Below are 16,851 nucleotides of genomic sequence, written 5' to 3'. Positions count from 1 at the left end.
ATGAGTTTAGATTCCAAAATCCCATCGGGTCCCTTGGAAAAAAAATGGGACGATTATAAATCCCATATCAAATTAGTTAACCCGGCTAACAAAAGAAAATATACCGTTATCGTGATCGGGACCGGACTCGCAGGTGGTTCCGCTTCCGCTACTTTGGCTGAATTGGGATATAATGTTAAGACATTCTGCTTCCAAGACAGCCCGCGTAGGGCTCACTCCATCGCAGCTCAAGGTGGTATCAACGCAGCGAAGAATTACCAAAACGACGGTGACTCAGTGTATCGTTTGTTTTACGATACCATCAAAGGTGGGGACTTCAGAGCAAGAGAAGCAAACGTATATCGTTTAGCCCAAGTTTCTGCAAATATCATCGACCAATGTGTGGCTCAGGGTGTTCCGTTCGCCAGAGAATACGGCGGACATTTGGACAATAGATCCTTCGGTGGTGCGCAAGTTTCCCGTACTTTCTATGCGAAAGGACAAACCGGACAACAGCTTCTATTGGGAGCTTATTCCGCACTTTCCAGACAGATCGGTTTAGGAAATGTGAAGATGTATCCTAGAACGGAGATGTTGGACTTAGTTGTAATCGACGGTCATGCAAAAGGTGTGGTGATCCGAGATCTAGTCACTGGACAAGTGAGTGTTCATTCTGCAGATGCAGTGGTGCTTGCTTCCGGTGGATACGGTAACGTATTCTATCTCTCCACAAATGCGAAAGGTTCTAACGTTACTGCAACATTTAGAGCTTACAAGAAGGGAGCCTTTTTCGCGAACCCTTGTTACACTCAGATCCACCCTACTTGTATCCCGGTGTCCGGAGATCATCAGTCCAAACTGACTTTGATGTCCGAGTCTCTTCGAAACGACGGACGTATTTGGGTCCCTAAAAAACAAGGAGATACTCGTAACCCTGCGGATATTCCTGAGAGCGAAAGAGATTATTACTTAGAAAGAAAGTATCCAAGTTACGGAAACCTCTGTCCTCGTGACATCGCTTCCCGGTCTGCAAAAGAAGTTTGTGACGCGGGCTTCGGTGTCGGGCCAGGTGGACAAGGTGTATATCTGGACTTCTCCTCTGCGATCAAACGTCTAGGAGAGCATACAATCGCGGAAAGATACGGGAACTTATTCCAGATGTATGAACAGATTACCGGAGAAAACCCTTACAAAGTTCCGATGAGAATTTATCCGGCAGTTCACTATACAATGGGTGGACTCTGGGTGGATTATAATCTGATGAGCAATCTTCCTGGACTATTTGTGATCGGTGAGGCAAACTTCTCAGATCACGGAGCAAACAGACTCGGGGCTTCTGCACTAATGCAAGGACTGGCAGACGGTTATTTCGTTCTTCCTTACACCATTGGAAATTATTTGGCAGAAGTTGGGTTCGGAAAAACTCCTTCTACGGATCATGCCGAATTCAAAAAAGCAGAGACCGACGCTAATTCTCAAATCAACAAACTTCTCTCTATCAAAGGGAAAAGGACCGTTGATTCTTTCCATAAAGAACTCGGAAAGATCATGTGGAATAATTGCGGAATGGCAAGGGACGATAAGAGTTTAAAAGAAGCTCTTGTGAAAATCCCTCAGATCAGAGAAGAATTCTGGCAGAACGTAAACGTTCCAGGTTCCGGGCTTGAGCTAAATCAATCTTTGGAAAAAGCCGGTAGAGTTGCCGACTTCTTGGAATTCGGAGAACTTCTCTGCTTGGACGCTCTCACAAGGGAAGAATCTTGTGGAGGACATTTCCGCACGGAACACCAGATGGACGACGGGGAGGCAAAACGTGACGACGAAAAATTCTGTCATGCCACCGCTTGGGAATGGAAAGGTGTAGGTGCAAAACCTACAGAGCACAGAGAAAAACTGGAATTCGAGAATATTAAACTCGCAACGAGGAGCTACAAATAATGGACCTCAAACTAAAAGTCTGGAGACAAAAAAACGCAAAAGAGAAAGGCAAAATCGTAAATTACGATGCAAAAGGGATCTCTCCCGATATGTCTTTTTTAGAAATGTTGGACGTAGTTAACGAGGATCTGATCGTAAAGGGAGATGACCCGATTGCGTTCGAGCATGATTGTAGAGAAGGTATTTGCGGTTCTTGTAATATTATGATCAACGGAGAGGCACACGGCCCTCTCCCTGGTGTGACCACCTGCCAACTTCACATGAGAAGTTTTAAAGATGGAGACACGATCTATTTAGAACCATGGAGAGCGAAAGCATTCCCGGTCGTAAAAGACCTAGTCGTAGATCGTAGCGGTTTTGACAGGATCATCCAAGCAGGGGGATTCGTCAGTGTCAATACGGGAGGAGCTCCCGACGCAAACGCATTGCCGATCCCAAAAAAGGATGCGGACGTTGCAATGGATGCAGCCACTTGTATCGGTTGTGGTGCTTGTGTTGCTTCTTGTAAAAATGCTTCCGCTATGCTTTTTGTTTCGGCAAAAATTTCTCACCTTGCACTACTGCCTCAGGGGCAAGTCGAGAAAAAAGAACGTGTAAAAAACATGGTAAACGCTATGGACAAAGAAGGTTTCGGAAATTGTACGAATCAGTATGAATGCGAGGCGGCTTGTCCGAAAGAAATCAAACGGGATTTTATCCGAGTTTTGAATAAAGAATATATTCTTTCTTAAGACTTCTGGTTACTACCAATTGAGAAAAAGGCCTTCGAAAGATGGCCTTTTTCTTTTTGAAAGGAACTTCAGACTCGATATATAAGTTATGCTATGCGCCGAATCCCTTAGGGAGAAATCGAAGTTATTCCGCCTTGTAAGATACCTCCTTGATAAATATACAAAATCCTTCCTTCCAATTCTCTATTCTCCATCATAGATTCAATAATGCGAATAGACTTTGCAGCATAGATAGGCTCTAAATAAATTCCGAATCTTCTTTGGTATTCTTTCGATCTTTCCAGCCAGATATTCCCTTTTTTGCCATAGGAGAAATCCGCTTTTCCTTTTTCTTTTGGATCGATCAAGGTTTCCAAAGGAAGATTTACATTCGAAAGTAGAAGTGACGACAAATTGGATCTCATCCAAGGAAGAAACTTCTCCTTTTGTATACCTAGACAAATCCCGGTGACCGGGAGTTTTCCCCATAAAATAGCAGAAATCCACGTAAGCCCTGAACCAACGTCTAATACGATCCGATCGTATCTTGTCGGATCTATTTCATTCCAAAGAGAAGCAAGTCCCTGCAGAGCCTCTGGTGTGAATAGATATTCCGGGATCAGGATTTGGCTGGAAGGAAGAGAATTTGTAGTATCTTCGACAATTCTCTCCCATTCCTTCCGTGTCGGATACAATTCCAGCTCCGAAAACCGTTTAGAAATGATAGAAGCAGGAGAAATGAGCTTTGGATCCCTGGAATATCCCAGGATTTTTGTAGGCACTTCGACAAATCGAAAAAACAAACTCCCAGCAAGGACCGCATTTGAATGCAAATTCCCTTGTAAGATGACCTTTCGGATCTCCCCTGACCGGAATTTCGATTCTAAACTTTTATAAATTCCAAGTAGTTTACGGATCTTGGTCCCTTGGGAAAAGAAGATCCGATCTTCTCTTTTGATGAAAAGTTCCGAAGAATGTATTTTGAGAACGAAATCTTCTCCGGTTCTGCTGAAACGCAAAACGGAGTCTTTCAAAAATTAATCCCCTGTTTTTAGGACTGCCAGGAACGCTTCTTGAGGGATTTCCACATTTCCGATCTGTTTCATTCGTTTTTTCCCTTCCTTCTGCTTCTCTAAAAGTTTCTTCTTACGAGTGATATCTCCACCGTAACATTTAGCGGTTACGTTCTTACGAAGGGCGGAAATACTTTCTCTGGCGAGGATCTTCCCTCCGACTGCAGCTTGGATCGGGATCATAAATTGGTGACGCGGGATTATTTCTTTCAGTTTTTCGATAATCTCTCTACCGCGAGATTCCGCCTTGGAATTGTGAACGATCATAGAGAGAGCGTCCACAGATTCCCCGTTCACAAGGATATCCATTTTAACCAACTTGGAAGCCTTATAACCGCAAGGCTCGTAATCCAAAGAAGCGTAACCTCTGGTCAAAGACTTTAGTTTATCATAAAATTCGAAAATAAGTTCGGAGAGCGGGATCTCGTAGGTTAACTGGACCTTGTCTTGCGAAAGATATACAGTATCCAATTGTACCCCTCTTTTTTCGATCGCTAAGGTCATAATATTTCCCACATATTCGTTTGGAGTAATGATTGAGGCCTTAACATAAGGTTCTTCCGTAGATTCTATAAAAACGGGATCCGGGAATTTAGAAGGGTTATCAATATCGAAAACCTCTCCATTCTTCATTTTGATGGTATATTTTACGGAAGGAGCAGTAGTGATCAGATCGAGATTGAATTCTCTTTCTAATCTTTCCTGTACGATTTCCATGTGGAGAAGTCCCAGATACCCAACTCGAAATCCGAATCCCAATGCCGCGGAACTTTCTTTCTCATACACTAGCGCTGCATCATTCAGTTTCATCTTTTCGATCGCATCTACTAATTCTTCGAATTGTTCTCCTGCGATCGGAAATAGTCCTGCAAACACCATCGGTTTTGCATCTTTGTATCCTGGAACCGCTTCCGCACTCGGATTGGAGTATAAGGTAACGGTATCCCCCGTTCTTGCATCGGAAACTTTTTTGATACCTGCGATGATATATCCTACTTCTCCCGCAGTGAGAGAATCTGTAGGCGTTAAAGTAATTCCTTTGATCCCTACTTCATTGACTGTAAAATCCTTTTGGCTACTCATCAAAAGGATTCGGTCCCCTTTTTTTACACTTCCGTCGAATACTCTGATTTTGATCACAACGCCCATATATGGATCGAAGTATGAATCATAAATTAACGCTTTGAGAGGAGCCTTAGGATCTCCTTTCGGTGGAGGAATTTGTTTTGTGATCTCTTCCAAGACCGCCTGCACGTTCAGTCCCGTTTTCGCGGAAATCGCGACAGCATTCTCAGCATCCAAACCTAAACTGTCTTCGATCTGAAGTTTGGTCTTCTCCACATCAGCTGCAGGAAGATCCACCTTATTCATGACAGGTATGATTGCCAGGTCTTGCTCCATAGCAAGATACAAGTTTGCTAAGGTTTGGGCTTCTACTCCTTGGCTTGCATCCACTATGAGTAGAACTCCCTCGCATGCTTTTAAGGATCTGGAAACTTCGTAAGTAAAATCCACGTGGCCTGGAGTATCGATCAGGTTCATCGTATAAGTATGTCCGTCAGCAGCGGTATAATTAAAGGTGGCGTTGTTTGCCTTGATCGTGATCCCTCTCTCCCTCTCTATATCCATGGAGTCCAGGATCTGGTCTTTTTTGGTCCGATCATCAGTGATCCGGCCTATTTCCAAGAGTCTGTCCGCTAAGGTGGACTTACCGTGGTCAATATGGGCGATAATCGAAAAATTGCGGATGTATTGTTGGCGATCGGACATTGCTATAAACAAAGTCCAGCGAGAGGGACCCGGTGAAAAGTCTTTTACTTGGGGAAATTTGCCCCCAGCTTCAGTGAAGCCGGGGGTCAGTGTTGAAAAGGAAATTTAGTCTACACTTCCATAGATATTATTGTCAGGCTGTAAATTCGAGCATTGCCCGAACAGAACTGCGATAGACGGTTGAAGTCCTAAGGCTCCGAACAATTTAATCTCGTCCACACAAGCATGCACATCTTCTTTAGCGTAATATTCGCTGGGCTTGATCCCTGCCAGGATCGGCGGAAGAAATATATTATTCAAATACGTAGAGCCGGAAAAATCTCCGCTCCCGATCGCATACAATTGAGCCGCAAGGGTTGCCGCCTCTTCTATTTTATCCTTTGCTTCACTTCCTTTATAACGATTCGTTAAACCGGTAGTGTTTAACGCTACACAATTTACTGCGATCATTAGGATAAATAATAGCGGTAATATTCCGATCCGCATTGGTAACCTCTTTAGGGAAAATGGACTTCGTTTTGATTTTTTAAAACGAAACCGTTTCTATTTCAAGTAGTTTTAGGTTTTTGGAAATCCTTTACCCGAAATTAATTTTCTATCCGGATCCCGTATTTTTCCAATTCTTCCGGATCACAAGAAAACTGGGCGATATCTATCTGTTTGTGATGATCAAAAAGAAAAGTTGTCATCTTTCCGAAAAATTTTCCTTCATATTTTTCTTCTACAAAACGTAACCAAGAAATGATATCTATCAATTCATGACAGATGAATTCGTAATTGTAACCGGACCTCGAGTCCTGAAACTTGTCCCGAATATTATAGATTTTATCTTCATCTAAAAGTAATACGTTTTCCAAGGTAAAAGGATAATCTTTCAATCCACCGGCAAGCCCGATCTGATAAAAACTTTCCGCATCCTTTTTGTTACGGAACGCGGTGGTCCTTGCGTCCCCGAAATAAGAAAAATTCTCCGCAGTGAGTTCGGTCACAATCCTCGATTTTCCAACGGTAGTACCCGGATATTCTACTTGGTGATCGATCACGAGACCTTGCGACTCCTGGACCGAAGGCTCCAAAACGCAGTAACCCTTTTCCCAAACTAGAGCGAATGGAGAAGATACAGAGATCTTTTTTCTTTCCCCTAATTTCTTTAAATTTCCCTTCGAATGGTCCATATAGACTCGATCGCAAAAATCGAAGGTGGGAAAACTGGATTCGGTCAAGGTAAAATCAGCATATATTCCGAATGCCAACATCCAGGCAAGAGGATGTTCTATCACCTTTACTTCTCCTAATTGTATATTATGATTTCCTTTAATACATTTCCTACTATCTAAATCGTATCTGATCCCATTCCAACTAAATCCGGATCTTCCATTTTGGATGGGACTCACTTTAATGATCGATTCTTTGTTCTCGAAGGTGGCTTTACCCTGGACTTGGAATTCCTTCTGGATGGTATAAGAATATTCCGGATCCACTTCCGTTTCCTGCGAAAATTCCTCAGGAAGAGAAAGGATTTCCGGATTTCGATCCGAGACTAAGTCCTTAATTTCAGAAATTTGGGTCAGGACCTTCATTCTTTTTTAGACTTTCCAAACACCTTCTACAAATAAATAACTGAAAGAGAGAGTTCCCAAGTATACAGCCATCGTTGGGATTGCCCAAAGTAACTTGGTCCTAAAAGGTTTATGCTCGGTATGAAAATATGCGAATGTGGCAAATATTCCCAAGACGAATTCAGGAAATAAAACATAGATCGCAGTATGTCCGATCATGGAAACATTCTGCGCATACCAGACCGGTATTAGTCTCATAAATTCTTCGGATAAGAAGAAGATCAAAAATGCGGTTCCTCCGGCTAACAGATATTTGCTGAGCGGATTTGCCTCAGGATATCTTTTTTCAAATCGAGTGGCCACATACACTATGATAAAAAGTGGAATGGTCCAAAGGCCGGCCATATATGCGGATACTGTTCCGATCTTATAAAATCCGTCCGGAGGGAACACCAAAACCCCAAGCACTTTGGATAAGAACCAATCAGGGATCACTTGTAGAATACTTACAGGTAAAACAAAAAGAAAAATATCCATCCAACGGTCATGTTCCCAAACCTGGGCAACGATTGGCAGAGAGATATTATAGACTAAAACCAGAAAAAACAATCTCCAACCGTTAGTCGCTGGAATTGGAAGTAATAGAACTATGATACATAGTATCGTGAAGGAGATATGAAAGAATAGTGAATGTTTTTCAGTGGTCTTCATCGACGGATTTGTATCTTTATAGCCGGTCCAGGCAATCTTTTTCCTGCTTTTCCCGCTTGATTTATTTCCGCGTAACAAAAGGATTTCAGGAAAAATCTATAAGAGATAGGTATTATAAGGAAATCACATGTCCAAAAGCTCCAAAATTTCGGCGATCCGTGCCCGCGAAATCATGGATTCCAGAGGAAATCCTACGGTTGAAGTAGATATAACACTGGAAGACGGCTCTTTCGGTAGAGCTGCAGTTCCCTCCGGAGCCTCCACAGGAGAATACGAAGCGGTAGAATTAAGAGACGGAGATAAATCCCGTTATTTAGGCAAAGGTGTCCTAAAAGCCGTAGAAAACGTAAACGTCAAGATCAAAGACATATTGATCGGCGAAGACGCTTTAGACCAAAACAGAATTGATTTCTTGATGCTGGATCGGGACGGGACCAAAAACAAATCAAAATTAGGTGCAAACGCGATACTCGGAACCTCTCTTGCGGTAGCAAAGGCGGCAGCATCCCATACTAGACTTCCGCTTTACAGATACGTCGGCGGGAATTTCGCAAATGAACTTCCCGTACCAATGATGAACATCATCAACGGTGGGGCCCATGCGGATAATAATGTGGACTTCCAAGAATTTATGATCCTACCTGTGGGAGTGAATAGCTTCCGCGAAGCATTAAGAGTCGGAGCAGAAGTTTTCCATAGCCTTAAGTCCGTTCTCAAATCCAAAAAACTGAATACTGCGGTAGGAGATGAGGGAGGATTCGCTCCGGATCTTGCAAGCAACTTAGAAGGATTAGAAGTGATCCTCCAAGCCATTGAAAAAGCGGGTTATAAGCCGGAAAAAGACGTATTATTGGGTTTAGATGCCGCTTCTTCCGAGTTTTTCGACAAATCCAAGAAAAAATACGTTTTGGGCGGAGAAGGAAATAAAGAGTTCTCTAGCGCGGAATTAGTGGAATACTATTCAGATCTAGTCTCAAAGTATCCGATCATTACTATTGAAGACGGTCTGGATGAGAATGACTGGGAAGGTTGGAAACTTCTAAGCGAGAAAGTGGGTAAGAAGATCCAACTGGTTGGAGACGATTTGTTCGTTACCAATATAGAAAAACTTTCCCAGGGAATTTCCCAAAAGGTGGGCAATTCCATCCTGATCAAGGTGAACCAAATCGGAAGTTTATCCGAAACTTTGGCGTCCATCGATATGGCGAAAAAAGCCAAATATACGAATGTGATCAGCCATAGATCCGGAGAAACGGAGGACGTAACTATTTCGCATATCGCGGTGGGTACGAACGCGGGCCAGATCAAAACTGGTTCCCTATCCAGGACCGATAGGATCGCTAAATATAACGAACTTTTGAGGATCGAAGAAGAATTAGGTTCTTCTGCGGTTTACAAAGGGAGAAATACATTCTATAATCTCTAAACTACTTATGGGAATTGGCTTGGCGAACAAACTGTTTTTACTTCTACTCTTTCTTTCCGGAATGTTTTACTTCACGGTATTGGGAGAGTCCGGTCTGGTCGTACGGTCTACCCTAGAAACCAGTCTTTCCAGCCTTCGTTTGGATGTGGAAAGACTGGAGTATGAGAATAGACAGTTAGAAGAAAGGCAAAAACTTCTCAGAGATGATAGATTAGCTTTGGAGAAAGAAGCTAGAAAGTATTATCTTCTCTCCGAAAATGCACAAATTATCAAATTTAGGGAGCCGGAGCCGAAAGCGGAGAATCGTCCGGTCCTCGCCTCCCGTCTAATTGCTTTAAGAGCGGACCGAGATATGCCGGTCCCTCCGATCCAGTTACTTCGCTTTTTTTACGTTTCCTTTGTTGCTTTCGTATTTATTGGAGTTTTCAGGAAATTACGGAGGAAGAAACTGGAAGAACGAACCGCTGCTTAAGGGAGCCATAATGTCCGAGACTGAAAAAATCACCGAAGTAATCGAAGAATTAGCCGGTAGCAAAATTTCCAAAAAGTTCATCGACCATAGAAAAATTTTCTTATGGGGAGCGGTTACCGATGAATCCGCAAAAGATATCGTAGGCAAACTACTCTATCTGGAAATGGCTGATCCAGGAAAGGAAATCACATTTTATATCAATAGTCCCGGAGGCGTTGTAACTTCCGGACTTACCATCTACGACACAATGAAAATGATCACTTCTCCGGTTCATACCGTTTGTATGGGACTGGCTGCTTCTATGGGATCCGTTCTTTTAGCTGCAGGCGTAAAAGGTAAAAGAGCCATTTGGCCTAACGGGAAAGTGATGATCCATCAGCCGAGTATCGGAGGACAGATCGTTGCTCCTGCATCCGATCTTAAGATCCAAGCAGAAGAGATCTTAAAAACCAGAGCAAGATTGAACCAAATACTTGCAGACGCTTGCGGTCACCCTGTCGAAAAATTGGAAGAAGACACGGATAGAGATTATTATATGGACGCGGAAGAAGCGATCAAATACGGGATCGTAGATACTCTTGCGACCAAGATCGAATTCCCGAAACAAAATTAAGGTTTTTCTGTTGTCTGGTCCCTCTTCCTTAGAAGAAACCGTTCGCTCCTATCTGGAAACTATTCCGGAAGGAGCACAACATCTTTCCGAAAAAGAAATAGCTAATCTACTTTTGGAGTTCTCGGCTTTATTATTCGAGGATCCGGAAGACCCCTCCGAAAAAATTTTAGTCTCCGATCTAAGCGCTTTCGAATTGGACGAATTCTTGAACTTTTATTTGGAAGATATGTTCCCTGAGGACGCAAAGATCAGAGAGAAGGGAAAAGTATTCCTTAAAAAATTTAAGAAATTCTTAGAGAAACGGTCCCTTTTAAAAAAAGAACAAGAAGAAGAGTGGAAAGAGTTTTTTAAGGAAAACGAGATCCGTTGATCCATGGAAGCCTCTCATTTTCGACCTAAAAGATTCGTTTCAGGAAAACATGCACAAACTATTTACAGCACTCTTTTTCCTCCTGAAAATCCTCTTAGGACCTCTTATTACTGCGAAGATATCCTTCTTACGGTAAGCGGAGAATCCGGGGATAAACTCTGGTTAGAACATAATCCTCCTGTTTCCTCGTATCGTAAGAGCTCCATTCCATCTAACGGGAGTTATATACTCATGATCCATGGAATGGAAGGTGATTCGGAAAGTTCTTATTTAATATCTCTTGCTTCCTCCGCTCTGGAAAGAGGATACGGCGTGATCCGGATGAATTTGCGAAATTGCGGAAGAGGAAGAGGGTTTTCCAGAAAATCATATTACGCGGGTCAGTCGGAAGATTTACAGGATGTTCTGGATTATATCTATGAATATTTGAGTCAAAAGATCTTCGTATCAGGATTTTCACTCTCCGCGAACTTGGTCCTAAAATTTTTCGGAGAATCCAGAAATCATAAATCACTCGCTTTTTCGGCGGTCTCCCCTCCCCTGGATCTGGCCAAAAATTGCGAATTTATCGATTCACTTTCCGGAAGATTTTACAGAAATCATTTTATTAGCAGTTTTAAAAAGAAGATCAAAGAAGGGATATTGGATCTGACTCCTTTGCAATTGGAAAATTCCAAAAAAATAAAAACGTTTTTTGATTTCGACGATATGATCACAGCTCCTTCTTTCGGGTATCCGAGTGCTATGGAATATTATAAAAAAAACTCCTGCATAGGATATATCCAATCCATCACTCATCATGGAATTCTTATCCATGCGGAAGATGATCCAGTGGTCCCTCTATTCGAATGGAATTCGATCGATTGGAACAGACTTCCGAACTTAAAAACCATTCTGACCAAACAAGGAGGCCATGTTGGATTTGTGACGGATTCCAAACCGGATCTTCCGGACGGTCGTTGGCTTACTAAAATTCTGCTGGATTATTTCGATTCCAAATTATAATCTGCTGCCTGAAAGCCGCTTAAACAAGTGAATTCCAAACAGAACTCTTCCAAACCCAAAAAACCTCTTCCTGCATCCTTCTTTATTGTGGTTTCTTACGAAAATGAAGAGGCATATTATCGTTTAAAAGAAAAAGCGGAAGATTCATTTTCTCAAACCTTATACGAGTCCAAAGCTCTTCCAAAATGGACCCATCAGTTTGAAAATTTTTTGGATTCTCCTATCGGTAGATTTACTAGAATTCTTTCTTTGAAGCGTAGAATTTCCAGGGAAGAACTTCCAAGTCTCCAGAAGGAATGTATGAAATTCCAGACTTACTTACGCAAATCGGATGAGTCAATCAGGGTATTGCCTGGGTATCTGACTCCTTATAATTTGGTTTTAGCCTCATTGGAAGAGGATCTACATAGGATCTATTTGTTCCATGGTGTATTCGCAGAGATCATATATACCTACCAGGGACAAAAATGGATCCCGCAAACTTCCGCATCGGAATTTTTCAAACACCCTGAAGTTTTATACTTTTTTACTAATTTACGAGAATCTTATGTTAGCTCTTTGGAAAAACGTTAAACCAACTTATCTATTCTTATTTGCCTTTATGGCCTGCGAACCTTCCGTTCTTTCCGTGAACAATGTGGAACTTTGCGACTATTTCACGAGAGATGGAGTGTGCAGGGAACCTTCTCCCTTGAATAAAAAATATTCGGTGGATATTCCGAATGCCAAAAAGCCGAATACTTGGGAGGAGCTTGGCAACTATCTTTATTTCCATGCCAGAGAAACTCCAGGGTTCGTGCTTCGAATGAACCGCAGAATGAGTCCGGAAGAAAGAAAACAGATCCAAGAAACCTACTTTGCGATGTACGAATTTGCAGGCGTAAAAGGTAAGATGGAAGGTTTCGAGATCGGAGAAGATTGGATCGGTTCTTTTAATTATCTAGGTTCTATGGTGAAAGAAAAACAAAAAAAGGAAAATCGTTTAGGACAATATCCGTATGAGACTTCGATTTTTCCGACCGACTTAGAATTTACCTGGTCTGCAAAAGGGATCAAAGGCAGCACAAAAACCAGGATCGATTTCGTATATCATGTCCTTCCTGCGGAAAAAACTCCTTAAATTGAACCCCCGCAGAAAAGAAAATTCGATTTCCTAATACATCTCGAAGATCTGCATCGGATTTAAAAAGATCTGATCTACGCTCAGATTCAGAGTAAAATACGAGAAAAGTCCTAATACAACCGCAGACACTACCGGGATCAGAAGATTATCATCTACGATCCCGTTCCAATACGTTCCACTATACAATTCGGTTACGGCGGCAGCGATTACTGCAGGCAGGATCAAAATTACATTCTGCCAAAATTCTCCGGAAGAAAATTGATAGATCCCGAATTCTCTGGAGCCCGACTGAATCACAGAGAGAAACCAAAGTCCTACGACGGCGGAAGATAAAATAAACGCTAAAATCCCTTCCTTAGATTTTCCGTTCGAAAATCTGTTCTTTCCGAAATGGGTCCCGACCCAAGCAGCCATCGGATCTCCAATGACTAAGAATAATAAAGAAAGGATCGCAATATCAGGAGGAAAAAAAAATACCACAAGCGTGATGGAAAGAAAATAAGGAAAGGTCCCGTTGATCCTGGATTTCTCCTCTTCCTTCAATAAAGGACCGGCTAACTTTACGAATACCGTCTGGACGACAGGAATATGGAACCGCGCCCATTCTAATAGGACCAAAAGCCCCAGACATAGAACGAGTAAAACGGTCAGAATGGCCCTGGTGGCATACATTAACGAAAATTGGCCGTGAAATACATCGAAATAATAAAAGGCGGGAATGATCAGTCCTAGTAAGTGCCAAGCCTTTCTAAAATAATTAAAGGAGGAAGTTTTTTCAGATTTCATTTTTTATTTCCGAGATTTCATCTTAGATCTTAGATTATCATCTTTTAGAGGCCATCTTTAATGCTGCCTCTTCGTCGTTTGCAATTAGGAAAAATCCGCTTAAGCCGGCCATCTTAAAAACATTGATCACCGCTTTGGAAATATTTACAAGAACCAGTTTGTTCTTAGTTGCGAAACTGGATTGACTAACTTCCTTTAAGGCCTGGACCCCGGTGGAGGATACCAAATGAACGTCTTCCATATCCATGATGACCGGTCCCTGACGTACCGCCAAGGATAGTACATCCTTAAATTTTTTCTCCGTAAAGGAGTTGATAGAACCCTGCAATTTCAGAACTTGAACGCCGTCTATCTTTTCCGTCTGGATGATAATCTCGTTCAGGATCATAACGGTTTGATTCGTCAGAATACTGGAATTTCATAATAGATACAAATGGTTTTTCTATTCTTCACCTCAGCTTATCTGTTTTTCAAAACCTATGGGTTTCCTTTTTCCGGTTCCTTGGTACTCTGTCTTACGATCGCATTTTCCCAGTTCCATTCTTCCAAAACCCTTAGACCCAATCTCAGTTTTTTACTTTTTCCCGCTTCACTATGTGTTCTTTCCTTTTGGGACGGCACCTCCGCGGAATTCATTTTGGATCTGGTGTCATTAAGCCTTGCCGGTATGATCTCTTCCGGAGGATTTTCTTTTTTAGGAAGCCGCTCTCCAGCTTTTAGAGAAACTTTAGGAATTCTAATATTGGCAGGATCCTGTATCCTTTCCTTTTCCAGAAGGGAACTTTCTCCTTTTTTGATCCCAGCACTTTCCTTATTTCTAATTTTCTCCGTTCCGAAACAAGTTCGTATTCTAATTTTAGGAATTTGTGTTTTGGTTTCCGGAGCTTGGATCTTATATGAGCCTCCTCATCCTAGTTTAGGACCGTCTCTATTCAAATCGGTACTCTTGTTTTTAGGAATGGTTTGGGTCCTCTGGAAGGGAAAGAAGGATTTTCTTAGCGGACTCTTATTTTCCACCTTCTTCCTTCTTATATGCCTATCCAAACCGGGAGAAGAGTTGATGATCCTTGCCTGCGGACTCTTTTTTTCCTACTTGCAAGAAGCAGCCTGGGGACTAGATTCAGGAACTGAAGTTTAAGGTTCCAGGTCTTATCCATGAAAATCAAAGTGGCTCATCTTTTACGAAAAACGGAAGAAATAGATCGGGACCTGACCGAACTAGGCAAGATCAAGGATAGAATTGCAGCAGACCGGGATTATTCCGAATCTCTAAAAGTATCGATTGGAGCGGAGATGGATAAACTCTCCTCTCAGAAACAAGAGATGCTTTCTTTGAAGACAAAAGAAACTCCTTCCGATTGGAATTCTTCCGGCCCACCTTCAGGCGCGAGGGCAGCCGAAGGACTTTACCAAGACAACGAAAAACGCCTAACTCGCGAAATATCCGTTGAAATCCAAGGTAAGAAGCAGCAACCTGCCCGAAAGACCATTCATAAATACTAGTCTTTTCGAGATCCGAAAAGAACAGGTTATATAAAACGACATGAACAAAAAAATAATCGCACTCACCTTCCTGGCTGCTTTACTCTTTCAGTGTAATTCGGACTCGGATGTATTAGCCTCATTCAAAGGAGGCACTGTAACCAGAAAAGAACTCAGGAACTTCTACCAACTCAATACAGGCGGACGCAAGCCGGAGCCGAATCATCCGACCAAAGAAGAACAAACACAACTTCTGGAAACTTTAGGTCTTTTCAAATTGATCTCTTTGTACAATACCGAAAAGAAACTTGTTACCGAAGACGAATTAGCTGTTTTTCTAAAATATTCCAAACCTCAGATGGCGGCTTCTTTTCTTCAAAGGAATTTAGCGGAGAAGTTGGAGCAAGTCGGTAAATTAAAATTCGCTTTCGTACGTGTGATCGCAGTTTTTTCCTTCGATCCTAAAGACGAGGAAGTTACCAGACAGAGAGCCCAAAGTATTTTCGAAGGAATTCAAAAACTTTCCTCTAAAAAAGAAATTATCCAATATGTTGTGGATCATACGGACCAACCTGCTTACAAAGCGGTAGGCGGATTACTGGAGCCGCAATGTTTAAATTGTGGAAATGATCCGAACCTTCCCTATTACCAAGAAGCCGCAGCAAACGAAGGAAAATGGATCTTAAAAGAGATCGATGATCAAATTCAACCTGGCGCGGACCCTAAGGCTCCTAGAAAGAAAAAATTCCTGATCTTAAGAGTAGAAAGGGTGGAAACCATCTACGCTTCCAGAGTTGGAAAGTTTTTCGCAAAAGAATTCGGTAAATTGAAAGTTCTCGCTAAAAAATATATCGAGGCGCCCGATGTTTCCGAACAGATCAAAGCGGAAGTAAAACGTAATTATTTGGATCTGAAGGTGGATGATATCGCTCCACGTTATGAGGACTTCATGAAAAAAAGATTCTTGTTCAGCGCAGTCAGCGAACAAGAGGAACAATTAGTGAAAAATGCAGGTTTCGAAAAGGTAACGATTACCCAAGACAATCTGAATACTTTCAATCATGACTCCGTTCTATTAACCAATACTAAAACCGGAGAAACCGTTAAATTTAAAGACGTTTTGAACGAGTTGGAACAATTGGCCAAACAAAGCGGACTGGATTCTTCCAAATTAGACGATAAGGCGAATGTGCTCCAATTTTTTAGACAACAATATGTTTGGTTTAAGATAGCGGACCACTCTACCGAATTGAAAGAAGCTTTGGAATCCAAGGATTTCCAAGATATGTTCAACGTAATGAAATTATACATTGTGCAACCATTGGTATTTAAAAGAGAACTTCCAAGCGATGTAACCGTTTCGGAAGCGGAGATGAGAGAACAATATGAGGCTGCCAAAATGTTCTCTTACGCTAAATCAAATCCGAACAATCCTCAAGATAGGATCCCTATGCCTTACGGAGAAGTTAGAGAGAGAATTAAAGAGGATTTAATCCGGGCTAAAAAGCAAAACTTCGTAAGAGAGCTAACCCAAAAGCTTAAAACGGATTATCAATTCATTCTGGATTCCAGTAGATTGAAAGAAGGTAAGATCTGATCGTATATTCTTTGCTTACGATAGCTTAGAAATCCCTTATATCAGTAGTCCGAAAAGGTTATATACCTTTATACTTCGGACTACTGACCGTGTTCTATAATCAGTGAAAGTCTAGCGGCCTTTTTTTATCGAATAAGAATTCAAATGCTTGATTCTTATTCTTTTCTCTTTTAGTATAAGCCGACTTTGGAAAAAATTTCTATACTTAAGTGCTTGTTTGACCCAATGGAAATTTAT

General features: G+C 41.8%; 19 protein-coding genes. 12 read left to right on the top strand and 7 right to left on the bottom strand.

Going from position 1 to position 16,851, the window contains the following annotated elements; translation table 11 throughout:
- Both AB3N61_RS07640 and AB3N61_RS07635 read left to right on the top strand, forming a co-directional pair.
- On the top strand, positions 1-1,917 hold the full coding sequence (locus AB3N61_RS07640; protein WP_020768497.1) for a fumarate reductase/succinate dehydrogenase flavoprotein subunit: 1,917 nt from the start codon (positions 1-3) through the stop codon (positions 1,915-1,917).
- Positions 1,917-2,648: a succinate dehydrogenase/fumarate reductase iron-sulfur subunit gene (locus AB3N61_RS07635; protein ID WP_020768435.1), complete on the top strand. Its 732-nt coding sequence runs from the start codon at positions 1,917-1,919 to the stop codon at positions 2,646-2,648. Before AB3N61_RS07640 ends, AB3N61_RS07635 begins: the two co-directional genes overlap by 1 nt.
- 107 nt (positions 2,649-2,755) lie before the next feature.
- Here the strand turns inward: AB3N61_RS07635 and AB3N61_RS07630 are convergent, their stop codons facing one another.
- From AB3N61_RS07630 to AB3N61_RS07610, 5 genes are all read right to left on the bottom strand, one after another.
- Complete coding sequence (locus AB3N61_RS07630; RefSeq protein ID WP_367898952.1) at positions 2,756-3,661, bottom strand: 1-aminocyclopropane-1-carboxylate deaminase; 906 nt, start codon at positions 3,659-3,661, stop codon at positions 2,756-2,758.
- Positions 3,662-3,664: 3 nt separating this feature from the next.
- Positions 3,665-5,470 carry a translation elongation factor 4 gene (gene lepA / locus AB3N61_RS07625; RefSeq protein ID WP_367898951.1) on the bottom strand — a complete coding sequence of 602 codons (1,806 nt, stop codon included), beginning with the start codon at positions 5,468-5,470 and terminating at the stop codon, positions 3,665-3,667.
- A gap of 105 nt (positions 5,471-5,575) precedes the next feature.
- Positions 5,576-5,956, bottom strand: coding sequence for a TIGR04452 family lipoprotein (locus AB3N61_RS07620; RefSeq protein ID WP_020768060.1), 381 nt, complete (start codon positions 5,954-5,956; stop codon positions 5,576-5,578).
- Positions 5,957-6,057: 101 nt separating this feature from the next.
- Entirely contained in the window at positions 6,058-7,050 is a 993-nt protein-coding gene (locus AB3N61_RS07615; protein WP_367898950.1) for a UDP-3-O-acyl-N-acetylglucosamine deacetylase, read from the bottom strand.
- A gap of 6 nt (positions 7,051-7,056) precedes the next feature.
- Positions 7,057-7,740: a DUF6989 domain-containing protein gene (locus AB3N61_RS07610; protein ID WP_367898949.1), complete on the bottom strand. Its 684-nt coding sequence runs from the start codon at positions 7,738-7,740 to the stop codon at positions 7,057-7,059.
- A gap of 127 nt (positions 7,741-7,867) precedes the next feature.
- Between AB3N61_RS07610 and eno the strand changes: the two genes are divergently transcribed.
- Genes eno through lcpA form a run of 7 tightly spaced genes read left to right on the top strand, consistent with a single transcriptional unit; the run spans position 7,868 to position 12,746 of the window.
- Complete coding sequence (gene eno / locus AB3N61_RS07605; RefSeq protein ID WP_367898948.1) at positions 7,868-9,166, top strand: phosphopyruvate hydratase; 1,299 nt, start codon at positions 7,868-7,870, stop codon at positions 9,164-9,166.
- 7 nt (positions 9,167-9,173) lie between these two features.
- Positions 9,174-9,638: an FtsB family cell division protein gene (locus AB3N61_RS07600; protein WP_036088669.1), complete on the top strand. Its 465-nt coding sequence runs from the start codon at positions 9,174-9,176 to the stop codon at positions 9,636-9,638.
- A 10-nt stretch (positions 9,639-9,648) separates the two neighbouring features.
- Positions 9,649-10,251, top strand: coding sequence for a ClpP family protease (locus tag AB3N61_RS07595; protein ID WP_020768100.1), 603 nt, complete (start codon positions 9,649-9,651; stop codon positions 10,249-10,251).
- A gap of 10 nt (positions 10,252-10,261) precedes the next feature.
- Positions 10,262-10,621: a hypothetical protein gene (locus AB3N61_RS07590; protein WP_020768453.1), complete on the top strand. Its 360-nt coding sequence runs from the start codon at positions 10,262-10,264 to the stop codon at positions 10,619-10,621.
- 3 nt (positions 10,622-10,624) lie between these two features.
- Positions 10,625-11,626 (top strand): YheT family hydrolase, encoded by a 1,002-nt coding sequence (locus AB3N61_RS07585; protein WP_020768505.1) that lies wholly within the window; start codon positions 10,625-10,627, stop codon positions 11,624-11,626.
- Between the two features lie 27 nt (positions 11,627-11,653).
- A complete protein-coding gene (locus AB3N61_RS07580) occupies positions 11,654-12,199 on the top strand; it encodes a DUF4416 family protein (protein WP_020768321.1) in 546 nt (181 codons plus the stop codon).
- Complete coding sequence (lcpA, locus tag AB3N61_RS07575) at positions 12,174-12,746, top strand: complement regulator-acquiring protein LcpA (protein WP_020768388.1); 573 nt, start codon at positions 12,174-12,176, stop codon at positions 12,744-12,746. The genes AB3N61_RS07580 and lcpA overlap by 26 nt, the downstream gene beginning before the upstream one ends.
- 33 nt (positions 12,747-12,779) lie before the next feature.
- Here the strand turns inward: lcpA and AB3N61_RS07570 are convergent, their stop codons facing one another.
- Together AB3N61_RS07570 and AB3N61_RS07565 are read right to left on the bottom strand one after the other, a co-directional pair.
- Positions 12,780-13,535: a diacylglycerol/polyprenol kinase family protein gene (locus tag AB3N61_RS07570; protein WP_367898947.1), complete on the bottom strand. Its 756-nt coding sequence runs from the start codon at positions 13,533-13,535 to the stop codon at positions 12,780-12,782.
- Between the two features lie 37 nt (positions 13,536-13,572).
- Positions 13,573-13,923, bottom strand: coding sequence for an STAS domain-containing protein (locus tag AB3N61_RS07565; protein ID WP_020768291.1), 351 nt, complete (start codon positions 13,921-13,923; stop codon positions 13,573-13,575).
- A gap of 45 nt (positions 13,924-13,968) precedes the next feature.
- On the opposite strand from AB3N61_RS07565, the gene AB3N61_RS07560 reads away from it, so the two are divergent.
- From AB3N61_RS07560 to AB3N61_RS07550, 3 genes are read left to right on the top strand one after another with little or no spacing between them, the layout of a single operon-like run.
- Complete coding sequence (locus AB3N61_RS07560; protein WP_020768262.1) at positions 13,969-14,673, top strand: hypothetical protein; 705 nt, start codon at positions 13,969-13,971, stop codon at positions 14,671-14,673.
- Positions 14,674-14,690: 17 nt separating this feature from the next.
- A complete protein-coding gene (locus AB3N61_RS07555; protein ID WP_020768381.1) occupies positions 14,691-15,038 on the top strand; it encodes a hypothetical protein in 348 nt (115 codons plus the stop codon).
- Positions 15,039-15,078: 40 nt separating this feature from the next.
- On the top strand, positions 15,079-16,614 hold the full coding sequence (locus AB3N61_RS07550) for an LIC12015 family putative lipoprotein (protein ID WP_367898946.1): 1,536 nt from the start codon (positions 15,079-15,081) through the stop codon (positions 16,612-16,614).
- Positions 16,615-16,851: the final 237 nt, after the last annotated feature.

This window comes from Leptospira sp. WS58.C1, from assembly GCF_040833995.1.
Taxonomy (GTDB): Bacteria; Spirochaetota; Leptospiria; order Leptospirales; family Leptospiraceae; genus Leptospira_B; species Leptospira_B cinconiae.
The sequence above is the reverse complement of the archived record's forward strand: the minus strand, read 5'-3'. Positions and strand labels throughout refer to the sequence as shown.

Bases quoted from the DNA above. Each gene is read 5' to 3' on its own strand.
- AB3N61_RS07640 (WP_020768497.1), top strand. From the start codon at position 1: ATGAGTTTAGATTCCAAAATCCCATCGGGTCCCTTGGAAAAAAAATGG.
- AB3N61_RS07635 (WP_020768435.1), top strand. From the start codon at position 1,917: ATGGACCTCAAACTAAAAGTCTGGAGACAAAAAAACGCAAAAGAGAAA.
- lepA (WP_367898951.1), bottom strand. From the start codon at position 5,470: ATGTCCGATCGCCAACAATACATCCGCAATTTTTCGATTATCGCCCAT.
- AB3N61_RS07620 (WP_020768060.1), bottom strand. From the start codon at position 5,956: ATGCGGATCGGAATATTACCGCTATTATTTATCCTAATGATCGCAGTA.
- AB3N61_RS07615 (WP_367898950.1), bottom strand. From the start codon at position 7,050: ATGAAGGTCCTGACCCAAATTTCTGAAATTAAGGACTTAGTCTCGGAT.
- AB3N61_RS07610 (WP_367898949.1), bottom strand. From the start codon at position 7,740: ATGAAGACCACTGAAAAACATTCACTATTCTTTCATATCTCCTTCACG.
- eno (WP_367898948.1), top strand. From the start codon at position 7,868: ATGTCCAAAAGCTCCAAAATTTCGGCGATCCGTGCCCGCGAAATCATG.
- AB3N61_RS07600 (WP_036088669.1), top strand. From the start codon at position 9,174: ATGGGAATTGGCTTGGCGAACAAACTGTTTTTACTTCTACTCTTTCTT.
- AB3N61_RS07595 (WP_020768100.1), top strand. From the start codon at position 9,649: ATGTCCGAGACTGAAAAAATCACCGAAGTAATCGAAGAATTAGCCGGT.
- AB3N61_RS07585 (WP_020768505.1), top strand. From the start codon at position 10,625: ATGGAAGCCTCTCATTTTCGACCTAAAAGATTCGTTTCAGGAAAACAT.
- lcpA (WP_020768388.1), top strand. From the start codon at position 12,174: ATGTTAGCTCTTTGGAAAAACGTTAAACCAACTTATCTATTCTTATTT.
- AB3N61_RS07570 (WP_367898947.1), bottom strand. From the start codon at position 13,535: ATGAAATCTGAAAAAACTTCCTCCTTTAATTATTTTAGAAAGGCTTGG.
- AB3N61_RS07565 (WP_020768291.1), bottom strand. From the start codon at position 13,923: ATGATCCTGAACGAGATTATCATCCAGACGGAAAAGATAGACGGCGTT.
- AB3N61_RS07560 (WP_020768262.1), top strand. From the start codon at position 13,969: ATGGTTTTTCTATTCTTCACCTCAGCTTATCTGTTTTTCAAAACCTAT.
- AB3N61_RS07555 (WP_020768381.1), top strand. From the start codon at position 14,691: ATGAAAATCAAAGTGGCTCATCTTTTACGAAAAACGGAAGAAATAGAT.
- AB3N61_RS07550 (WP_367898946.1), top strand. From the start codon at position 15,079: ATGAACAAAAAAATAATCGCACTCACCTTCCTGGCTGCTTTACTCTTT.